The 21,063-nt window shown below is 48.3% G+C and carries 21 protein-coding genes; 15 read left to right on the forward strand and 6 right to left on the reverse strand.

The window, feature by feature from the left end:
* Positions 1–24: 24 nt before the first annotated feature.
* Genes J7619_RS06865 through J7619_RS06875 form a run of 3 tightly spaced genes read left to right on the forward strand, consistent with a single transcriptional unit; the run spans position 25 to position 3,466 of the window.
* A complete protein-coding gene (locus tag J7619_RS06865) occupies positions 25–2,538 on the forward strand; it encodes a LysM peptidoglycan-binding domain-containing protein (RefSeq protein ID WP_291195991.1) in 2,514 nt (837 codons plus the stop codon).
* A 12-nt stretch (positions 2,539–2,550) separates the two neighbouring features.
* Positions 2,551–3,150 carry a DUF3109 family protein gene (locus tag J7619_RS06870; RefSeq protein WP_291195994.1) on the forward strand — a complete coding sequence of 200 codons (600 nt, stop codon included), beginning with the start codon at positions 2,551–2,553 and terminating at the stop codon, positions 3,148–3,150.
* Positions 3,134–3,466 carry an MGMT family protein gene (locus J7619_RS06875; protein WP_291195996.1) on the forward strand — a complete coding sequence of 111 codons (333 nt, stop codon included), beginning with the start codon at positions 3,134–3,136 and terminating at the stop codon, positions 3,464–3,466. Before J7619_RS06870 ends, J7619_RS06875 begins: the two co-directional genes overlap by 17 nt.
* A gap of 57 nt (positions 3,467–3,523) precedes the next feature.
* Here J7619_RS06875 and J7619_RS06880 read toward each other — a convergent pair whose 3' ends face one another.
* The 3 genes from J7619_RS06880 to J7619_RS06890 form a co-directional block, all read right to left on the reverse strand.
* The gene (locus tag J7619_RS06880) at positions 3,524–3,922 is read right to left on the reverse strand and encodes a hypothetical protein (protein WP_291195999.1); all 399 of its coding nucleotides are present in this window, start codon (positions 3,920–3,922) and stop codon (positions 3,524–3,526) included.
* Between the two features lie 253 nt (positions 3,923–4,175).
* Entirely contained in the window at positions 4,176–4,748 is a 573-nt protein-coding gene (locus J7619_RS06885; protein WP_291196002.1) for a hypothetical protein, read from the reverse strand.
* Between the two features lie 199 nt (positions 4,749–4,947).
* On the reverse strand, positions 4,948–6,414 hold the full coding sequence (locus J7619_RS06890; RefSeq protein WP_291196005.1) for a sodium:solute symporter: 1,467 nt from the start codon (positions 6,412–6,414) through the stop codon (positions 4,948–4,950).
* 106 nt (positions 6,415–6,520) lie between these two features.
* On the opposite strand from J7619_RS06890, the gene J7619_RS06895 reads away from it, so the two are divergent.
* The 3 genes from J7619_RS06895 to J7619_RS06905 all read left to right on the forward strand — a co-directional run bounded on the left by J7619_RS06895 (position 6,521) and on the right by J7619_RS06905 (position 8,237).
* Positions 6,521–6,796, forward strand: coding sequence for an ATP-dependent Clp protease adaptor ClpS (locus J7619_RS06895; protein ID WP_106597019.1), 276 nt, complete (start codon positions 6,521–6,523; stop codon positions 6,794–6,796).
* An 80-nt stretch (positions 6,797–6,876) separates the two neighbouring features.
* Positions 6,877–7,491 (forward strand): recombination mediator RecR, encoded by a 615-nt coding sequence (gene recR, locus J7619_RS06900; RefSeq protein WP_291196009.1) that lies wholly within the window; start codon positions 6,877–6,879, stop codon positions 7,489–7,491.
* Between the two features lie 23 nt (positions 7,492–7,514).
* On the forward strand, positions 7,515–8,237 hold the full coding sequence (locus J7619_RS06905) for a superoxide dismutase (protein ID WP_291196011.1): 723 nt from the start codon (positions 7,515–7,517) through the stop codon (positions 8,235–8,237).
* Between the two features lie 184 nt (positions 8,238–8,421).
* On the opposite strand, the gene J7619_RS06910 is transcribed toward J7619_RS06905, so the two are convergent.
* Positions 8,422–9,765: a tetratricopeptide repeat protein gene (locus J7619_RS06910; protein WP_291196014.1), complete on the reverse strand. Its 1,344-nt coding sequence runs from the start codon at positions 9,763–9,765 to the stop codon at positions 8,422–8,424.
* A gap of 140 nt (positions 9,766–9,905) precedes the next feature.
* Here J7619_RS06910 and J7619_RS06915 point away from each other — a divergent pair, with 140 nt between their 5' ends.
* The gene (locus J7619_RS06915) at positions 9,906–10,439 is read left to right on the forward strand and encodes a TlpA disulfide reductase family protein (RefSeq protein WP_291196017.1); all 534 of its coding nucleotides are present in this window, start codon (positions 9,906–9,908) and stop codon (positions 10,437–10,439) included.
* A 56-nt stretch (positions 10,440–10,495) separates the two neighbouring features.
* On the opposite strand, the gene azu is transcribed toward J7619_RS06915, so the two are convergent.
* Positions 10,496–10,993 (reverse strand): azurin, encoded by a 498-nt coding sequence (azu, locus tag J7619_RS06920; protein WP_106597015.1) that lies wholly within the window; start codon positions 10,991–10,993, stop codon positions 10,496–10,498.
* A 96-nt stretch (positions 10,994–11,089) separates the two neighbouring features.
* Positions 11,090–11,692, reverse strand: a complete 603-nt coding sequence (locus J7619_RS06925; protein ID WP_291196020.1) for a hypothetical protein — start codon at positions 11,690–11,692, stop codon at positions 11,090–11,092.
* A 103-nt stretch (positions 11,693–11,795) separates the two neighbouring features.
* Between J7619_RS06925 and sucD the strand changes: the two genes are divergently transcribed.
* The 8 genes from sucD to gldN all read left to right on the forward strand — a co-directional run bounded on the left by sucD (position 11,796) and on the right by gldN (position 21,007).
* Complete coding sequence (gene sucD / locus J7619_RS06930; protein WP_106597013.1) at positions 11,796–12,674, forward strand: succinate--CoA ligase subunit alpha; 879 nt, start codon at positions 11,796–11,798, stop codon at positions 12,672–12,674.
* 56 nt (positions 12,675–12,730) lie between these two features.
* Positions 12,731–13,912 carry a DUF4271 domain-containing protein gene (locus tag J7619_RS06935; protein WP_291196025.1) on the forward strand — a complete coding sequence of 394 codons (1,182 nt, stop codon included), beginning with the start codon at positions 12,731–12,733 and terminating at the stop codon, positions 13,910–13,912.
* A 41-nt stretch (positions 13,913–13,953) separates the two neighbouring features.
* Positions 13,954–14,736, forward strand: a complete 783-nt coding sequence (locus J7619_RS06940) for a uroporphyrinogen-III synthase (RefSeq protein WP_291196027.1) — start codon at positions 13,954–13,956, stop codon at positions 14,734–14,736.
* Positions 14,737–14,876: 140 nt separating this feature from the next.
* Complete coding sequence (locus J7619_RS06945; RefSeq protein WP_291196030.1) at positions 14,877–15,854, forward strand: type IX secretion system membrane protein PorP/SprF; 978 nt, start codon at positions 14,877–14,879, stop codon at positions 15,852–15,854.
* Between the two features lie 355 nt (positions 15,855–16,209).
* Positions 16,210–17,283, forward strand: a complete 1,074-nt coding sequence (locus tag J7619_RS06950) for an SUMF1/EgtB/PvdO family nonheme iron enzyme (protein ID WP_291196033.1) — start codon at positions 16,210–16,212, stop codon at positions 17,281–17,283.
* A gap of 119 nt (positions 17,284–17,402) precedes the next feature.
* Positions 17,403–18,218 (forward strand): gliding motility protein GldL, encoded by an 816-nt coding sequence (gene gldL / locus J7619_RS06955; protein WP_291196036.1) that lies wholly within the window; start codon positions 17,403–17,405, stop codon positions 18,216–18,218.
* A gap of 96 nt (positions 18,219–18,314) precedes the next feature.
* Positions 18,315–19,907: a gliding motility protein GldM gene (gene gldM, locus J7619_RS06960; protein ID WP_291196039.1), complete on the forward strand. Its 1,593-nt coding sequence runs from the start codon at positions 18,315–18,317 to the stop codon at positions 19,905–19,907.
* A gap of 38 nt (positions 19,908–19,945) precedes the next feature.
* Positions 19,946–21,007 (forward strand): gliding motility protein GldN, encoded by a 1,062-nt coding sequence (gldN, locus tag J7619_RS06965; protein ID WP_291196041.1) that lies wholly within the window; start codon positions 19,946–19,948, stop codon positions 21,005–21,007.
* Positions 21,008–21,063 lie beyond the last annotated feature (56 nt).

Genomic DNA, 21,063 nt, shown 5'->3' on the forward strand with positions numbered 1-21,063 from the left:
GTCAGGCGACCATTTACCTTTTTTATGGCCAGAACTTCCACTAACAACATCATCTCTTTTGTTATCGTCCTGCTGCTGACCGCCCATGCAGCTTTTGCGCAGGCCCCGGATATCCCGTCCAGCGTTTCCTTCGGCGGTATCACCGTCAAATTCGACCGGGGTGCGCAGGATATTATCGAGGAAGACGTCAAAAGCCTGATGTCGAACAGAAAGTTCTGGGAAGAAAAGATGGACCGTGCGATTATGCATTTCCCGATCGTGGAAGGTATTCTGATGGACGAAGAAGTGCCCATCGACTTCAAATATCTGGCTGTTCAGGAAAGCTCGTTCCGTCCGGATGTGGTTTCCAGTTCCAATGCGGTAGGTTACTGGCAGTTTAAGCCCGAAACCGCGCGCGAATTGAACCTGCGTGTGGATAATGATGTGGATGAAAGAAAGAATATCAGCTCCTCCACGCACGCAGCTGCATGGTATTTGAAAAAGAACAACCAACAGTTCAACAACTGGGTAACGACCCTGTATTCCTATTACCAGGGTGCGGGCGGTGTAAAAAAGGTGGTTCCTGCGAACTGGGCGTACGCACGGGAGGTGACACTCACCGGCAAAACGGACCGGTATATGCTCCGCTTTTTTGCACATAAAATTGCATTGGAATCGGGGATCGAGCGGTACAAGTCTCCCAATGCGTACATTTTGATGGAATCCGATTATGGTAAAGGACAGTCACTCGACGAAATCGCCAAATCGCTGAATGTTCCCGCAGGAGAACTGAAAAGCCACAATAAATGGCTCAACGATGACAAAGTCCCTAGCGACCGCGAGTACCTCATTACCCTGCCGGTACCGGTAGACCAGGTTGCTTCCGTTCGCGAAAAGCTTGCATTGCCTCCGCGCCAGACTGCCGTGGCGTCGGTTTACGAGGACACCGGCTATCCTGTGCTGAAAAAATCAGCCGTTCAGCTTCAGGAGCCTAATTCACCCACACTTTACGAAATCAACGGTCTGCCGGGTATCGAAGCCCGCGTAGGCGACAAGCCCAAAACATTGGCCAAGGCGGCAGGTATCCGCACACCTCGTTTCATGCGTTACAACGACCTCCTCGCAGATATGCCGCTTGTTCCCGGCCAGGTATATTACCTCTCACGCAAGCACAAGAAAGCAAGCGCACCATCGCACGTCGCCCGCCCCGGTGATACCTGGCTGAGCGTATCGCAGCAATATGGCATCCGGCTGGTAAACCTTTTGAAATTCAACCGCACCACCAGCCGCAACTACCCTATCCAAACCGGCCAGGTGCTTTTCCTGAACAAAAAACGCCCACGCAAACAACCAGTCGAGATCATCGCACCGCCGCAACCAACCGCGCCTGCTAAAAAGGACTCGCTCATTGCCGCAGCCAGCACAACGGTTGTTCCGCAAAAAACACCTGCCTCCGCAACCACAGCGCCAGCGGCATCAAACAACAACATTCCAAGCAATGCATCCGGACGCAAAAAATATACGCCGGTGTTGGTCGAGAAAAGCGAAAACAGCGTAGCGAAGGAAACCGAGCCTGCCGCTATCCCCGCTGCCACTACCCCATCGGCTGGAAAAACGGCGAGTAACGCAGCCGGGCTGTATAAGCCGTCCGGCAAAAGTTCTGGCACAGGAACATCGTCACCGGCAGCTGCAAATACAAACGATCGCGTCGTGATCATTACGCAGGACGATACCAACAGTACATTCAAATCGGCCGAAGAGGAAAAACCGACTGGCAAAGCCAACACACCTGGCAAGGTGGTAACGCCGAACACCACGCGTACGACCGCATCGTCCGGCTCCGTGTACACACGCATGCGTGCAGAACGCGCAGCAGAAGGGGAAACCGAAGTGCCGGCAAAGAAAGAAACGGAGCCTGCCCGTTGGAGCAATAGCGAAGAAAAAAGCACGCCTACCGCTTCTGCGGCACCCGCGTACCATACCGTGCAACCGGGTGACACCTATTTCGGCATTGCAAGCAAATACAACCTCTCTTTACGCGAATTGCTGACAATCAACAACCGGTCTGCGCAAAGTCGCCTGGTATCCGGCCAACGATTGCTGGTCTCCAAATCGGGCGAAGAAGCGGCCCCGGCCAAAGTGGCGGTAGAACGCCCCGCACCCGCTTCGACTTTTAGAACACCGGAAGAAATCAAGGAAGAAACCAGACTTGCCGCTACACCAGGTAGTGAATTCCACACGGTTCAGAGCGGACAAACCTATTACAGCATTTCAAAAGCTTACGGTATTTCCATTAAAGAGCTTCTCGAATTAAACAATCTCAGCGATTCGGATCGCCTGAAATCAGGCCAGAAATTGCGTGTAAAAAGAGGCGAAGGTGGCGAATCGGAGGCTGTAAGCCAGCCATCGGGCTCCCAAACACACACCGTTGCACCAGGCGAAACCCTTTTCCGCATTGCCCAAACTTACCATACCAGTGTGGATGATATCAAGAAATTAAACAATATGTCCGGAAACAGTGTTATGGTGGGACAAAAACTCAAAATACCTCAGCAATAAGCTGCTCCCATTATGATTCTCATTGAAAATACGTGCATTAGCGACGACATCGAAGACCAGGAGTTTGTCTGCAATCTGGACAAATGCAAAGGTGCATGTTGTGTGGAAGGGGATTCCGGTGCTCCGCTGGATGAGGATGAACTCGCGATTCTCGATGAGATCTATCCCGAAGTAGAGCCCTACCTCACCGAAGCAGGTAAAAAAGTAATCGCCGCGGAAGGCACCTGGACGAAAGACTGGGACGGCGACTACGTGACGCCCATTATCAACGGCCGCGAATGCGCCTACGCCATTTACGACCAGAAAGGTATTCTTAAATGCGGTATCGAAGAGGCGTACAACGATGGTAAGATCAGCTACAAAAAACCGCTTTCCTGCCATTTGTACCCGATCAGGGTGACCAAATACGAGCAGTACCACGCGCTCAACTACGACCGTTGGGAAATATGCAGCCCTGCGTGCAGCCTGGGTCAGCAATTAAAAGTCCCGGTTTACAAATTTCTCAAAGACCCATTGATCCGCGCTTACGGAGAGGATTGGTACCGCCAGCTTTCCGAAGAAATCGACGAGAGACAACAAGCCCGTGCAAAGGAGCATGAAAAAGGGGAATGACTTTTTCAATGACGTTTACGACGTGGTGAGGCAAATCCCGAAGGGCCGTGCGACTTCCTACGGAGCAATCGCCGCTTATCTTGGCAACAAACGCGGCGCAAGAATAGTCGGATGGGCTATGGGCAGCAGCTACCATGAACAGGGCATTCCGGCACACCGCGTCGTGAATAAAGCGGGGGAGCTCAGTGCGAGTCAGCTTTTTGAAACGCCCACTGCCATGCAGGAACGACTCGAAAGCGAGGGCGTAAAAGTAGAAAACAACCGGATCGTCAACTGGAAGGAATGCTTCTGGGACCCTGAAAAAGAATTGCATTGAAATAAAAAAATCCCGGCCTGCTGCAAAGACCGGGATTTTTTATGGATTCTGCGTTCATCATTGCAGCGAGATCATTTTGGAACTGGTGCTTTCGATATTCACTTCTTTCACTTTTTTGTCCTTCTTGTGGGACAGTTCAAAATAGTAAGTTCCATCGGACATTTCATCGAGGTTAAACACGCGGCGATATTTGGTATCACGCTGGTTGAACATTTCGGAGTAATAGATTTTACCGGCTTTGTCTTTCAACACTACACGCAGTCTTTCATTAGCATTTTTGTCAACAGAGAGGCGAACTTTGTTGGTATCGCCGATTTTGTACAACGCAGCGTCAAAAGCTACCACGGCCGCGGTTTCTTTTTCTTCTTTGTTTTTCTTTTTGTCTGCCGCAAAAGATGTGAAAGACAAGGTGAGCGCGAAGGCGCTGGTCAGGATGGAAGTGATGGAGATTTTCATGGCTAATAAGTATTTAAAGTTTGGCTCTGTACAATCGCACAGTTGACTTTAAATAAAAAAAGGATGTGCCAAACCTGGTTTCAACGAACCAAATCATGGCACATCCTACTTTTAATACACTGATGATGAGTAGCTTACAATTATTTTCAAAAATTTTTCCGCTACTTCCTGTCCGGTAGGAGGCTGTTCAGAACCGAACATTTGTGCCTGAAACCGAACGCTTTAAGGCGGCACGCGGGCGTATTGCACCGGGTCAAATTTTTCCTCTGCTTTCGTTGGCAATTTTCTGGATCATCGGCAGCCTGCTGGCGGGTATCGGGTGACGGTAATCCCAGAATGCCGATACGCATACGATTTTCCACTCTCCATTGATCTTTTCAAGCAGCCTCACCTCTTTACTGTGATGGAAGTTCTTTTCGGATTTGTCGCTATTGAACTGGTCCCAGGTCAAATAGGCCACGTCGTCGTCATAAAACTTGAAAAGCATATTTTTCCGCTCCACGATCGGGTGACTGGATACCGGTTCGGGGTTAGCGGCAATATACTTGCCGACCTGTTTGTTGATATCCGCCCAACCTACGTTGGAGTCGAAAGTACCGTCATCATTACTCCAAGCCTGAAAGGCATAATCGGTTTGCGCATAATTCGATTTCCAGGCATTATAATCCCGGGCGAAAAATGACTTCGTTTCATTCTCTATGACTGCTTTAATGGCTTGTTTTTCCTTTTCGAGGTTAGCCTGACGGGCAGCTTCCTCTTCTGCGGCTTTGTCCTTGCAGGAAACACAAAGGACAATGCCTAGTAAAATGACTGACAGTGTTTTCATACTGCAAAAGTTTAGTTTGTTACATAAATAACCGAACTCAATCTTTCAACGAAACATCCATCAGGTGGCATGAATTACACGCCTGATTTTATCAGAAAGTTAAGATTTTTTTGAATATATGCAAGAAAAAACCCCGGAATTGTGTAACCGTTTCCAGGGTTTTTGAATATCAAAATAACTGCAAAAATACGCTGCGCGCTTATGCCTGCGGCACGTAGCGTTTTCCTGCACGATCGTGCAGGAGCCACAGACCGACAAAAGTGATTAACCCATTGATAATGAGCCGCTCGAATCCAAACTTGTAGCCATTGAACCATTCGGCGGAGTGGTCGTTGATAATGTAGGTCAATATCGGCGCGAGAATGCAGACGAACGGAACGAAGCGATCTTTTACCGGCCGTTTCAGGAAAGCCCCAAAGGAGAACAGACCCAGCAGCGGACCATAGGTATAACCTGCGAGGTCGAATACCGCGGTAATCACCTCTTTGTTGTTCATCCGGTTGAATACCAGGATCACCAGGTAGAATATCACCGAGAAGCCCACGTGCACCCAGAATTTGATCGAAGCCCGCTTTTCTTCCGGACGTTTCTCAATGCCCATAAAATCAATACAGAATGCGGTCGTCAATGCGGTAAGCGCCGAGTCGGAGCTGGCGTAGGTGGCGGCGGTAATCCCCAGAAGGAACGTTATCCCGACTACCAGCCCCAGGTGATTCAATGCGAGCATCGGATAGAAATCGTCCGTTTTCGGAGTCGTAGGTATGCCTTGCGCCTCTGCATATACGTAAAGTAATGCACCGAGCGACAGAAAAAGGAAGTTCACAATCACAAGCACCACCACGAACCAGAACATATTCTTCTGCGCCTCTCCAATGTTTTTACAAGTCAGGTTTTTCTGCATAAGGTCCTGGTCGAGACCCGTCATAACGATTGCAATGAAAACACCTGCAAAGAACTGTTTGAAGAAGTTTTTGGGATCGTTGGTATCCCAATAGAAGATCTGCGAATACCCGCTTTTCTGAACCGTGGTCCAGATATCCCCAATGCCATTCAGATTCAACTCACTGGAAACCAGCACGATCGTCAGCACGACGGCAGTAATAAGGAAAAACGTCTGCAGTGTGTCCGTGACAATAATCGTTTTAACCCCTCCTTTAAATGTATAGATCCAGATCAGGAATATCGTGATCGCTACCGCCACTTCAAACGGAACGCCCAGCGGCTTGAACAATGCGAGTTGCAACACCTGCGCAGCCACGTACAAACGCACCGCGGAGCCTATTGTGCGCGAGAGCAGGAAAAAGCCCGAACCTGTTTTGTAAGACCAGAAGCCGAAGCGCTGTTCGAGGTAGGAATAGATTGAAATCAGGTTCAGCCGGTAGTAGAGCGGCATCAGCACCGTCCCGATCACGAAATATCCCAGGATATAGCCGATCACCACCTGGAAATAGGAAAACTGGATATTCGCCACCGCACCCGGGACAGATACGAACGTCACGCCCGACAGCGAAGTACCAATCATACCGAATGCCACCAGGTACCACGGCGACTGCCGGTTGGCGGTAAAAAAAGTATTGGTGTCCGCGCCTTTGGAAGTAAAAATGGACACCGTGATCAGCATTCCAAAATAGACTACCAGTATCAGCAGGGAAATATAAGGGTTCATTAAAGTGGGTATTTGGGGATTCAGGAGTGGATTAAAAGCCGCTTAAAAGCTTCGGATAATCTCCGTTTTTAATTAGATTTGCTAATCAAACAGAAATTTGGTTGTTATGCAAGCGCTCACAGAAACAGAGCTGGAAATTCTGGAAGAAACCGTAGATACGGACATTAAAAAGCTGATAATCTACAATGACGACGTGAATACCTTCGATTGGGTGATCGATACGCTGATCGAGGTTTGCGGTCATAGCAACGAGCAAGCCGAACAATGTACGATCATTATCCATTACAAAGGCAAATGCTCCGTTAAGGAAGGTTCTTTTGAAGAGTTGGCCGGGATGCGCAACGAAATATGCCGGAGAGGTATTTCAGCTGAGGTGCATTGAGCCTCTCACTCCCTGTCGCACTGCCAGCATCAACAAACGGGTTTTGATATCCTGTCAAACCCATCACTCAGCATCTTCTCATGAACTACCCCTCACGTCTTATTGAGGAAGCCGTCGCCGAAATTTCCCGCCTACCGGGAATAGGCAAAAAAACCGCATTGCGCCTGGCACTGCATTTGCTGAAAAGAGATGAAGAGCAAACCCGCTCCTTATCCGATGCACTGCTGAATATGCGCACTAAAACCACCTATTGCACCCGTTGCCACAACATCGCCGACGATGTGCTTTGCAATATTTGCAGCAATAACAAGCGCGATCAAACGACGATTTGCGTAGTAGTGGACACGCGCGACGTACTGGCTATCGAATCGACCAACCAGTACCGGGGCCTGTACCATGTGCTGGGCGGCATTATTTCCCCCCTCGAAGGCATCGGCCCGTCCGACCTGGAAATCGATTCGCTGATGTCAAGGATCGAAAAACAGGAAGATGACGAGGCGGTTCAGGAAGTGATATTGGCATTGAGCCCTACCATGGAAGGTGATACCACCGCCTTTTACCTGCAAAAAAAATTGAAGGGCACAGGAGTCAAAATAAGCACTATCGCAAGAGGTATCCCCATTGGCGGAGACCTGGAATATGCGGATGAGATTACCCTCGGACGCAGTATTGTAAGCCGGGTGGCTTACGATTAACACTAAACACTTAATTTACTATTATGAATAGAACAGACTTTTTGCGGACACTGGCCGGCAGCGCATTGACAGTCGGCGCATTGGCAGAGCAGTCACTCGCAGGTGCGCCTGGCACAACGTCCGGCAGCATTCTCGCGGAAACCGCTCCATTCAAACAAGCCGCACTTCCTTATGACTTCGGCGCATTGGAGCCCAGCATCGACAAACTGACGATGGAAATCCACTACGGCAAGCACCATGCGACTTATGTCAAAAATCTCAACGACGCTGTAAAAGGAACTGAATGGGAGAAAAAATCCCTCGAAGATATCATCAAGTCGATCAGCAAAGCACCTGCTGCGATCCGCAACAACGGCGGTGGCCACTGGAACCACACTTTCTTCTGGGAGGTAATGGGACCTAAAAAAAGCGCAGCGCCAACCGGCGCAGTTGCCGATGCTATCAATGGACAGTTCGGCTCGTTCGATAAGTTCAAAGAGGAGTTTGGAAAAGCTGCAACGACCCGTTTCGGCTCAGGCTGGGCGTGGCTCGTAGCCAAAGGCGGAAAACTCGCCGTAGGCTCGACCCCCAACCAGGACAACCCGCTCATGGACGTTTCCGATTTCAAAGGAACCCCAATCCTCGGTATCGACGTCTGGGAGCACGCGTATTACCTGCACTACCAAAACAAGCGCCCCGATTATATCAAGGCATTCTGGGATGTGGTGAACTGGGATAAAGTGGCTGAAAATCTCAAAAAGGCTTAAAATGGCGTAAAAAATGGCGCGAAGGTCCTCCTTCGTACCTACCTATTCGAAGGCCTCCGGCCGGGCAATACCGCAATATCGTTTTGCAGTATAGTCCGGCCGGAGGCCTTCAAATAGTAAGTACAAATCAGAGATTTGCACCAGCATAATGGCATCGCCTTTCCTCCCTTCCTTCTCAAAGAACTCAGTTACAATATGCCCCAATGACTTTATAAGCTTGCTGATACCCCAGCTCGCCCGCTTTGCTCAGGTCAAGGCAGCCATCGTTGATTTGCCCCAGGCTATTTTTTACAATACCTCTCAAATAATAAGCCTCCGGATAATCGGAGCGGAGCTTGATGGAGCTGGTAAAATCCAGCACTGCGCCCATTTGATCACCCGATGCCGAACGGATCATAGCCCGTGAGAAATAGGCATTCGAATACGTCGGATTGAGCTCCACCGCAGTGGTAAGATCGGCCATGGCCCCTTTTAATTCCCCTACTTTCGACTTCGCGATCGCGCGCACGTAATATGCCTCCGCGCGCTCGTTCGTGAGGGTTTCGATTTTTACGTGCGTCTGAACCTGGTCGCGCAGCTCGTCAAGCTTCTCTTTACTGATCTTTCCCGTAAATGCATTCTTCTTGGGATCGCCGGTGTAGGCATTTTTCACTTCAATCGCCTTGGAAAGATCCGCAATGGCGCCGCGCGGGTCGTTCAGTTTTCCTTTGGCAAATCCACGGCCATAATACGCATTATAGTTTTCAGGATCGAGCTGAATGGTTTTGTCAAAATCGATAATAGCTCCCTGGAAATCGTCTATTTTATTCTTGGCAAACCCCCGGTTGCTATAATATTCGCTTTCATTGGGGCTAAGCTCGATGGCACGGGTAAAATCGGCGGCAGCGCCCTGGTAATCTCCTAGTTCGAGTTTGGCCAGCCCTCTGCCTGCATAGGCACCGGTGCGCTTAGGACTAAGCTCGATCACCCGCGTGAAGTCGGCAAGACTCCCCGCGTACTCCTGCAAATCCTGCTTGCAGTTCCCTCTTGCATATAATGCCGCCAGTTCATCGGGGTTCAGCGCCAGTGCATGATCCAGATCGATCAATGCATTCCGGTGATTTTTCAACTTGGCATAACTCACGCCGCGGTTGTAATAAGCTTTGGGCTCTTCCGGGGCTAGTTCGATAGATTTGGAATAGTCTTCGATCGCCGAGCGGAAATCTTCCTGCAAGCTTTTGCTAACGCCCCGGCTTTGGTAGTACAATGCTTCTTTGGGATTCAACTCGATGGCCTTGTCGTAATCCTGCATCGCGCCGCGGTAGTCTTTGAGGTTGGCTTTGGCGAGCCCGCGATTGAAATAGCTTGGCGCGTGATCCGGATTCATGGAAATTACCGTGGTGTAGGCCTGCATCGCACCATTAAAATCACCCGTACCGGCTTTGGTATTCCCGTCTTCGAAATATTCGGCAGCTGAACGTTGGGCGGAGGCAGGGCAATAAAAGGTAAGCGCAAGGAGAAATGAAATGCCAGTAAATTGAAGTCTCATGAATGTAAACCTTTTCCTCAAATCGATGTTTTTTAAATAGTGTATAAAAGTATTCAAATTCCGAGTCAGCATCAAAAAAAGAAAAGCCCTATTTTTGGAATGGTCCATATCCACATCCAATCACCAGAACTACACCAGTTATGTCATCAACCACCAAAAAATTGTCGCTCATTTTGCTCCTGATAATGGCCGGGGCGGCTGTCTATTTTGTGTTTTTCAAATCTCCGGCACAGGAAGGTAACCCTATCGGCGAAGCGCCCGCAGTGCAGGAGTCGGTGTACCTGCCGCTCACCGACCTGACGGGCAAGGAAGTGTCGATGGATGAGAACAAAATCGCATTCGTGAACGTGTGGGCCACCTGGTGCGGGCCTTGCAATATGGAAATGCCCGGTATACAGACGCTTTATAACAAATACAAAGACCACAGCAAAATCGCATTCTACATCATCTCCGATGAAGACGCCGAAACGGTTAATCCGTTCATCGCCCGGAAAGGCTACAATCTGCCGTTTTACCAATATGCTGGCCCCTACCCTGCCCAGCTCGATGGCAATGCGATCCCGCGGACGTACATTATATATAAGGGAAAAATCCTCGCGCAGGAAATAGGTGCCTCGCAATGGGACCGCCCGGAGGTGATCGAACTGATCGAGAAGCAACTCGCCGAGATATAAAAAAGAAAAGGCGTCACACTAATGCGTGACGCCTTTTATATGAATTTCGGGTTCGCTTATTCAACGATGAAGCTACCTTTCATCAGCGCGTAGTGGCCTGGGAAGCTGCAAATGTAAGTATAAGTTCCTTTTGCAGGAGCTGTGAACTCGATAGTGTCGCTTTCGCCACCGCCTACCAGTTTGGTATGCGCAAGGATGCTCGCTTTTTCTGATGCAGGGATGTAATCTGTTTCTCTTGCAGCAGCAGCTTTTGAACCGAATGCAGCTACATCAGTACCTGGTTTCAGCAGAACCCAGTTATGTCCCATAGCAGCTTTCGCAAGTTTACCTGAGTGAGTCAGCGTAAGTTTCACTTTTTGTCCAGCCTTCACTTTGATCTCTTTCAGGTCGAACTGCATTGCATCACTTCCTTTGATCACGATCGTCTTAGCTTGCTTCACATCGCTTGCTACTTCTTTTGCAGGAGATGTTTTAGCCGAAACAGGGTTCAATGTAACTGCTCCGAAAGCCAAAACTGAGGCAAGAAGCATTACGCCATACTTGGTCCTTTTCATATTCTGAGTATTAGTAAACTTGTGTTGGTTAAGATTAACAGGTGCAATTTACGACACGCGTTCTGAAAAATGCAATGCATTAACAATTGTTTGAACTTAAAAGAGGATCTTATACTGGTCGCGGACGGCCCTTCCGACGCAAATGACCGATAACACCATCATATAGTGGTTGATATCCACCGGGTCCATCGGCAGCGGCAGCTTCCCCGACTTCGTCGAAAGCGCCAGCAGCATCATCGAGAATAGCGTCCATAATGCGCTCTTCTGCCGGTTGGCGAGGCCCACGCAGGAGATCAGCAATGTTACCAGAATGCAAAATGCTTTGATGATCAGCCCCACATACTCGACCCGGTACCAGGTAATGCAGTAAAACAGCAATGCGCCCAGCCCAACCGTCGAGTAAAACAGGAACGAGCCGCTTTCATACCGCATAATGAGGCACCACGACGCCGTCACCAGGCACAGCGCTCCAAGCGTCATTTCCCCCGCTTCGAATATCTCGTGAGCCATTCCCAGGCCTTCGACACCGGCGTAAAACAGCAGATCCGTAAAAGCGACAAGCGATATGCTCCCGAAGAAAATGCCCCAAAGCCACCTGATCAGAACGGGCTGCTGCCTGAAATACCGGAAGAAGACAAATAAACTGGTGATCGCCAAAACGAGATTAGAAAATATGTGCGGATTCAGAAATATGTTCATAAACAGCCATCATGTAGTCAAAAAAGCAATTTACAAATTATGCCTACATTTTGCTACTTCGTGCTTTTCGTCCTACTTTTACCGAAAAAACTGATTTACCAACATGAGCGTTTTAGTTAATAAAAACTCCAAGATTATAGTTCAGGGATTTACCGGTTCGGAGGGCTCGTTCCACGCCCAGCAAATGATTGAATACGGTACGAATGTCGTAGGTGGTGTTACGCCTGGCAAAGGTGGGCTTTCTCATTTGGAAAGACCTGTTTTTAATACTGTTGACCTTGCCGTACGCGCTACCGGTGCAGACGTTTCGATCATTTTTGTTCCACCGGCTTTCGCTGCCGACGCGATCATGGAAGCTGCTGATGCTGGTATCGGCGTTATCGTTTGTATTACCGAAGGTATCCCAACCAAGGACATGATGCAGGCGAAAGAGTATATCAAAGGCAAAAATTGCCGCCTTATCGGCCCTAACTGCCCTGGTATCATTACTGCCGAAGAATGTAAAGTAGGTATCATGCCTGGCTTCATCTTCAAAAAAGGAACGATCGGTCTGGTTTCTAAATCCGGAACGCTTACTTATGAAGCGGTAGATCAGCTTTCACGCGCCGGATTGGGCCAAACTACGGCAATCGGTATCGGCGGTGACCCTATCATCGGTACTACTACCAAAGAAGCGGTTGAGCTCCTGATGAACGACGACGAGACTGAGGCGATCGTAATGATCGGTGAGATCGGCGGAAGCATGGAAGCGGATGCTGCTGCATACATCAGATCAACTGGCAACAAAAAGCCTGTTGTAGGTTTCATCGCGGGTCAGACAGCTCCGAAAGGACGTCGTATGGGCCACGCAGGTGCGATCATCGGCGGCGCCGACGATACAGCGGAAGCTAAAATCAGAATTATGAAAGAGTCGGGCATCTTCGTGGCAGAATCACCTGCATTGATCGGCGAAACGATGCTTCTCGCACTTGGAAAGAAATAATCATTGCTAACTGACTTTGATCAAAGGGCTGGGGAAACCCAGCCTTTTTTGTACCAATGAAGTCCATATTTTCGGCTGTTTTTTGGGCTTTTTTTACGGCAGTAACCTTGTTGGGCTCACTGGCGCAGGGCGCGGCAAAAGTAAACCCGCCGGGTCAGTTCTTCCCGGTCTATAACTACCAGGACGACTGGCTTGTGTACAACGAGCAATATAAGAACTACGTACCCTTTTCTCAGGGGGTCAATGAAGGCACGCGCTTTGCAAGTCTTTACATTGATCTGGTCAAAAACAGAAGATATTCGCTTCTTGTACACTCCGAAAACGAGAGCTATCTGTTTCTTGAAGGCGCATTGCAAAACCGCATTGCAGCTGGCAAATGGCAGGAGCTCAACCTCGACAGCCTTTATCGCCTTTACCACAAAGACGAGCTGTTGCTGACCTTGTACGGTAGCCCGGGCATTGCCGACAAAACGGTAATCATCTGCAACAAGAAAAAGCGAACCGATTCCGAGTCCATCGGGCCGGCACGGTCGGGTTTCATCAATATCAAGCCGATTGCCTTCACGCCTTTCGGCACATTTGCCGGAATTGCATTGATTATTATCCTGATATTGAATGCGTGGATCTTTAACCTGAACCCGCTTTCTTTTATCCGTTTAATAAATCCCATTGAGTTTTTCAACAACGACCCGCGCGACCAGCTTTCGAAGATCAACAAGCCTTACAGCAACACGGTGATCTTCTTTGTCGCGATCAGTTCGATGATGATGGGTTTCACGGTGATTTACTTGTCGATCAACCGGCTCAACCTATTCTCTGTCAGCACGATACTTTCCGATAAAGTAAATACGGCACAAATCCTGGGCGACTTCTGCATCCTGTCGGTGATCTTCTTTTTGCTGATCTATGTAAAGTACATATTTATGGTCCTGGCGGGGAATATGCTCAATCTGGACAAGCAGGTCGACATTATTTTCATCAAAATCGTACAGTCGACGTACTTGTTCTATGCGCTCGTATTTCTGGCCATTTTCGGCTTGTACTCCAACCATATCAACTGGCTGGAAGCTAGCAGGCCTTATATCCTTTTGCCATTCCTTTTTTTCTATGCAGCCCGGTTCGTCGCGCTATATGTTGTAGCCAAGCCGGCCGGCTCGTTGATTAATCTCTATTTATTTTCTTACCTTTGTGTCATCGAAATAATCCCGCTCATTGTGAGTATGAAGTTTGCTTTGTAGTCAGGAAACATGAGTTGGGAATAAACTAATGAGGATTATACATGAGTGATACCATCAATTTTGATCAGGACAGGCTTAAAAAAGTAACCAGTCTTTTGGTAAGTCAATCCCGACCAGCAGACGAGAATTCACCTTATTACGAATTAGCCAGAAAGTATAATATCAAGGTTGACTTCCGGCCGTTCATTCAGGTCGACGGGGTTTCCTACAAAGACTTTCGCAGGCAAAAAGTTAACATCCTGGACCACACGGCTGTTATTTTCACAAGCCGGAACGCTATCGACCATTTCTTCCGCATTTGCAACGAGGGCCGGGTTGAAGTACCAGCTACGATGAAGTATTTCTGTATTTCGGAGCAGACTGCCAATTATCTTCAGAAGTACATCGTGATTCGCAAGAGAAAGATTTTCACAGGCACCAAAACGGCTGCCGAGTTAATCGAGCTTATGCGCAAACATAAAAAAGAGAAGTTCCTCTACCCTTGCTCGGACGTCAGAAAGAACGACATTCCTGAATTTGCGGATACCGAGGAATTCCACTTCACAGAAGCGACCATGTACCAGACAGTTTCGTCTGACCTGTCCGATCTGGAAGATGTATACTACGATATCATCGCATTTTTCAGCCCGTCGGGGATCAAGTCGCTTTTCGACAACTTCCCGGATTTCAAGCAGAACAACACCCGCATTGCGGCATTCGGTCCTACCACAGCGAAGGCTGTCGAAGACGCCGGGCTCTTCCTGGACATCCAGGCCCCGCTCCCCAATGCTCCCTCGATGACGGGCGCACTCGACCTGTACATCCGCAAAGCGAACAACGTATAAAAAGCTTTACAAAAAAGCGCTAAAAGCCCCGGAAAAAATCCGGGGCTTTTTCATGTATATATCAATTTTTTTAAGCAATATGCGTTATCAATCTAAATCCGAAAGCATATCAGCGTGATCCTTAAATCTATTCCTGCGGCATGACTTTGACCTTTACTCTTCGAAGTACCAGATATATCCGGCCCTTTGCATTATTGCTTTTCCTACCGCTCTGTGCCATTGCCCAAAAAGACGCGCAGTTCAGTTTGTTCTCACTGAACCAGCTTTATCTGAACCCTGCTGCGGCGGGCGCCGACGGGCTGACCAAATTCCAGCTCACCCACCGGACACAATATGCAGGTTATCAGGGAACTAACATCGACGACGCAGGCGGCGCGCTTTCCACCCAGCTTTTCTCATTCAGCATGCCGGTCAAAAATTTCGGGATCGGTTTCTATGCATTGAACGATAAAAGCGGCCCCAGAACGGACCAGGATTTCAAACTTACGGCCGCGTATCATCTGCCGCTTGGTAACGGTAAATTAGGCGTAGGCGTTAGCGCAGGGCTGTTCCGCCAGGCTATCGACTATGGCAAGCTACGCGCCCGCGACCCGGATGATCCTTTGATCCAGACCGGTACCATTGCGGAAATCAATCCCGATTTCTCCGTTGGCGCGCGTTATGAAAACGAGACATTTTATGCCGGTCTCTCCTTAAACCATTTCCTGAAACCTAAATACCAGCTGGGTTCCGAAACCGGTACGAACCCACTTCCGCGTACATTATATTTCAATGCAGGTGTAAATCTGGAACTCGGCTATTTGCTGGATATCCAGCCGATCGTCCTCGTGAAGTCGGACATCAACACCGTGTCGGTGGAAGGAGGGGCAACGCTGACCTATAACAAACGTTACTGGATAGGCGGTACTTACCGGCAACAAGATACGTACTTCATCATCATGGGGGGTATTTACCTGCTGGCTGATCAGTCTTTACGTCTCTCGGGCGCGTATGACATGGTCGTAGGCGGTAATAAAACCAAGTCGCCTTCTTCTTTCGAGGTAATGCTTTCTTATGCCCTGCCTTCGCCTAAATTCGGCAAAAAGGCCCCTATCCGTACACCGCGATTCCGCTTCTAGCAGATTCGCTCAAACGCTATTGGATATATTAATATTTTATCACCAAATTATTAAAAATCCAAGATTTGGATGTCAAATCGACGTTTTTTGCAAACCTCTTGGTAAGTCGTGTGAATCAGTTTGCGAAACTTTGATTTATATTTGTAAAATGTTCGGCTTCCATACCAATTGCATTATTCTTACGTTAAGTCGATAAACGCCTGATTTAGTAAGCGATCCATGACGATTTCAACGCTGAAATCCAGTGGTACTCATTTTGACAGACGTACACATTTTGTTTTAATTCAAGTATACTAGATATCATTCGTTGACGTTTTTAGGCTAGCATTTTATTATCAAAATTTACAAAACCACTATGAATGTGAAAGTGTTCTATCGGGATGGAGTCAAAAGCCTGCTTCTGGTAGCCGCATTGATGCTCTTGCAAAGCTGCGGTTTTCTTAAGAGCAAGTTTGGCAAGGGAGGAAAAGAAGAAAGCGGTATTCAAAACGGAGAAATCACTGCTACGGCCCGTAAAGGATTCAAGCAGACCACACCGGCAGGAATGGTCGTGATCCCCTCAGGTTCGTTTGTGATGGGCCAGGCTGACGAAGACATTGCTTCCTCCATGAACAACATGAACCGCCGGGTGACTATCAGTTCATTTTTCATGGATGATACTGAAATCACGAACAACGAGTATCGTCAATTCGTGAACGCGTTGCTGGTTGACTCCGTATCCGTACTCGGTGAGGAAGAAATCATGGCTAAGTACTATCCTGATACAACCGTTTGGAAAAAAGACTTCGCTTATTCGAACGGAGATCCATTCGTAGAATATTACTATCAGCACCCTGGCTTTGATACCTATCCTGTGGTGGGCGTAAGCTGGGTCGCTGCAACTTACTTCTCAAAATGGCGTACTAACCTGCTCCATGATTTCCAGAACAAGGAAGGGCAGTTCAACTCGACAGGCTTCCGTCTGCCGACAGAGGCTGAATGGGAATGGGCCGCAAGAGGCGGACGTGCCGTTGCGAAATATCCATGGGGTAACCCGTACACCATGAATGCAAAAGGTTGCTTCCTGGCGAACTTCAAACCACAGCGTGGTAACTACGATGCCGACGGATATCCTTACACCGGACCTGCAAACGCTTACAATCCCAACGACTTCGGCTTGTATAATATGGCCGGAAACGTAGCTGAGTGGACCTCAGACGCCTATACAGATAATGCAACTGCGATTGTGTGGGATATGAACCCACAATACAACGATCCGAACGAACCACGCAAAGTGGTAAAAGGCGGTTCCTGGAAAGATATCGCTTACTACCTGCAAACCGGTACCCGTACCTACGAGTTTGAAACGGAGACCCGTGCATTCATCGGCTTCCGTTGCGTAATGGATAATGTAAACGATCGCGGAGGAGCCCGCGCCCGTCGTCGCTAGAAAACACTTTCACTCTAAAAGAAGCAGCGTTTTTACTCTGCTTCTTTTTTACGATCAGACCGAATCAATCCAACACTTTACTTACTATAATTTTTTCACTGTAACCGATTTCAATTCACATGGCTAAGAGTAGCGGACCTAATTTTTTTTGGGATAAACTAGTACCAACAATATACAGTGCGGGTGCTGCCGTCGTAATTTTAGGAGCTTTGTTCAAAATCCAGCACTGGGACGGAGGTGGCCCAATGCTAACAGCAGGTCTTGGAACCGAGGTTCTGATCTTCTTGCTTTATGCATTGCAAACACTTACCCAATCGGTTGACAAGGATCCGGACTGGACCCGTGTGTATCCTGAACTCGCTGACGATTATTCAGGCCCTGCCATTTCCAGAAGCTCAGCCCCTAGCAGCAATATCACTGCCAAACTGGATAATATGCTCGACAATGCGAAAATCTCTCCTGAAATTTTCGATAGCCTCGGCAAAGGTTTCAAAAACCTGTCTGAAACAGTGGGTAAAATCGCCGACCTTACGGATGCTACCGTTGCGACAAACGACTATGCTAAAAATGTAAAGACTGCTTCAACCGCTATCAGCGACATGAACAAGTCTTACGGCGTTGCGATCAACGCAATGTCGTCGATGGCTGACGCTACCAAAGATGCGCAGTCTTACCGCGACCAGTTCCAGCTGATCACCAAAAACATGGGTGCATTGAACGCGGTATACGAACTGGAATTGCAAGACACTACCAAACACCTGAAAGCCATGAATGCTTTCTACGGTAACCTGACAGCCGCTATGGAGAACATGGCTGACGCTACGAAGGAATCACAGGTGTTCAAGAGCGAAATGGCGAGACTGACCAACAATATCTCTTCATTGAACGGCATTTACGGAAACATGCTGACCGCAATGCGTGGCGGCAATGCGTAACAGCGCTCAGGCGATGACTCTGTAATTCCGATCTGGATTGCAGAGTCATTGTTGTTAGTTAAATAATTCGATCACTGAAACTGATTACACAACAATATGGCAGGTGGAAAAGAAACACCCCGTCAAAAGATGATTGGAATGATGTATCTGGTGCTTACGGCGATGCTCGCATTGCAGGTAAGTTCAGCTATCATCGAAAAATTCATCCTACTGAACAATTCTTTGGAACTATCCTCCGGAGCAGCTAACAAGATCAATCAGGAAACGGTATTAAAAATCAAGGCGGCAGTTGAAAAGTCGGGGAACAGGGCAGCCGACGTGGCCGTTATCAAAGAAGCAGAACAGGTTCGGAAGCTGTCTTCGGACATGACCAACGAGCTGAACGCATTGAAAGAAGAAATCATCAAAGGTGCAGGTGCAGGTTTCAACGAAGAGGGTGCTATCAAGAATCCTCAGGAAGAAACAAAAGTGGCCGAACTGATGATCGGTGTCCGCAAGAATGGCAAGGCATATGCATTGAAGCAAAGATTGAATGCATTCACCGCCGAGTTGAACAAAGTATCACCTAATAAATTCCAGGCACTTGCCCTTGACGGTCGTGAGGATCCTGTTGCCAAAAACAACAAAGATCAGCGCAACAAAGACTTTGCAGAGCTGAACTTCGAATCAACCCCGGTTGCTGCTGCATTGGCCGTATTGAGCCAGAAACAAACCGACATCCGTCGCATGGAAGGCGAGGTGTTGAACTACCTTGCCAGCAAAGTGGGTGCTGCGGATATCAAATTTGACCGTGTATTGGCGATGGTAAGTGCTGACGCGAAAACGGTTGTAGCAGGTACCAAATTCAAAGGCCAAATGTTCATTGCAGCTTCTGCGTCTGGTATCACCCCTCGTATGAGCCTGAATGGATCACCTGTTAAAGTAGAAAATGGTGTTGGTCTGATCGAATTTACGGCACAGGGCGGCGGTTACAATGCAGAAGGCCTTGCCAAAAGAGAACTTCGCGGACAAATCACTATCCCTACCCCATCCGGTAAAGACACTACTTACACAATGACCCAGGAATACTTCGTAGTGAAGCCTTCCTACCAGATCGAAACAGGAACGTTGCCTCCATTGTATTTTGGCTGTGCCAACAAGTTGAGCATCCAAAGCCCAGCGCTCGGGCCTCTTTGGGCTCCCAGCTTTTCAACTGACGGTGGCGAGATCATTAACAGCGGTCAAAAGGGTAAATTCACCATCGTTCCTAATAAAGCGAGCCTGAATATCACGGTAAGCAATGCTGGTAACGTATTGGGTTCTGAACCTTTCCGCGTAAACCGAGTTCCTAAACCTTCTTTGGAAATACGTGTCAACGGTACCGCATTCGACGAACGTCGTGGTGCTCCTGCTTCCGGTACCAGAAGTATACAGGTGATTGCCGTTCCCGACGAGAGCTTCAAAAATTTCTCACCTGAGGATGCCAAATTCCGTGTATCACAAGTTGAGATCTCTCTGGCCCGTGGCGCAAGAAGAATTAATGGTGTGACATTGAATGGCGGAGGCGGTTCTATTTCCTCTCTAGCATCCCAAGCACAGCCTGGTGACCGTTATGTGATTTCGATCCTGAAAGTAGAACGTCAGAACTTTAAAGGTGCTGTGAGCGAGGTTGAAATGGGTAACCAAACTCGTACTGTACCGCTATACTAATCCACCGCTTTTAGTCGTTGATTGGACAATACAACTTTATGTATGATATGAGAAGAATGAACGGAAAAACGATTGCATGGTCTTTGCTGTCGCTGTCTCTTGCAAGTACTGCCGCATTTGCGCAGGAGAAAGAGGATTCGACTGCGAATCAGTTCTCGTCACGCCCCATTGCCGACGGCGACGTGATGATGAAAAGAACGCTCTGGAGACGGGTCGATTTGAAAGAAAAGCAGAACATTTCCATGTTCTCTAAAAACAATGAGATCACACGTTACTTGTTGGACGCAGCAAAAGCAGGTTTGATCGATGCTTATACAAACGACTCCTGCGCGACCAAAATCGGTGGTGACGACCTTCATAAACGCATCCTGATCCCTAACCAGACAGCAGGTCTTTCTGCCGAAGAAATTGCGGCAGGTTTCGGAGAACCGGCCAAAGCAGATGGTTGGGATTCAAAAGCCAAAACAGACCCCAGCAAACAAACCGCTAATACGGATGATGGATGGGGTGCGAAAAAGGATACCAAAAAAGAAGCTGAACCAGTAGACGACGGTTGGGGCCCTCCGAAGAAAAAGTCATCCAAAAAAGGTGCTAAAACTGAGGTTGCCAAAGAAGAACCCAAAGTGGAAGCTCCCAAGCCGGATAGCACATCCTTCGAAACTCAGCAAGTTGCCGCATCAGAAGAAGAATATTTCCCTGATCAGCTGAGCATACTGGAAGTGAAGGAGGACTGGATTTTCGACAAGAAACGTTCACGTTTGTACACCGATATCCAAACGCTGACAATCGTGCTTCCTGCTGATCAAACCGCAACAGGGCTTGAATTGCCGGTTGCTTCATTCCGCTGGAAAGATGTTGAAAGACTTTTCAGAAGCGATCCTAAGAAGTATATCTGGTATAACACCCACAATACCGCCCAAAACAAGAACCTCGCAGACGCTTTCGATCTGCGCCTGTTCTATGGCCGGATCACCAAGTTCTCTAACGCCAACGATAAGGCATTCCTCGACATCTATAATGGAGAAAAAGAGGCTCTTATCAAATCCCTGAACTACGAACAGGAGCTCATGGAACTGGAACACGGTCTTTGGGAATACTAGGAAATACAGCTATCAAAATGCAAAAGAGCTTCCAATTGGAAGCTCTTTCTGTTTAC

The organism is Dyadobacter sp. (genome assembly GCF_017744695.1).
GTDB lineage: Bacteria > Bacteroidota > Bacteroidia > Cytophagales > Spirosomataceae > Dyadobacter.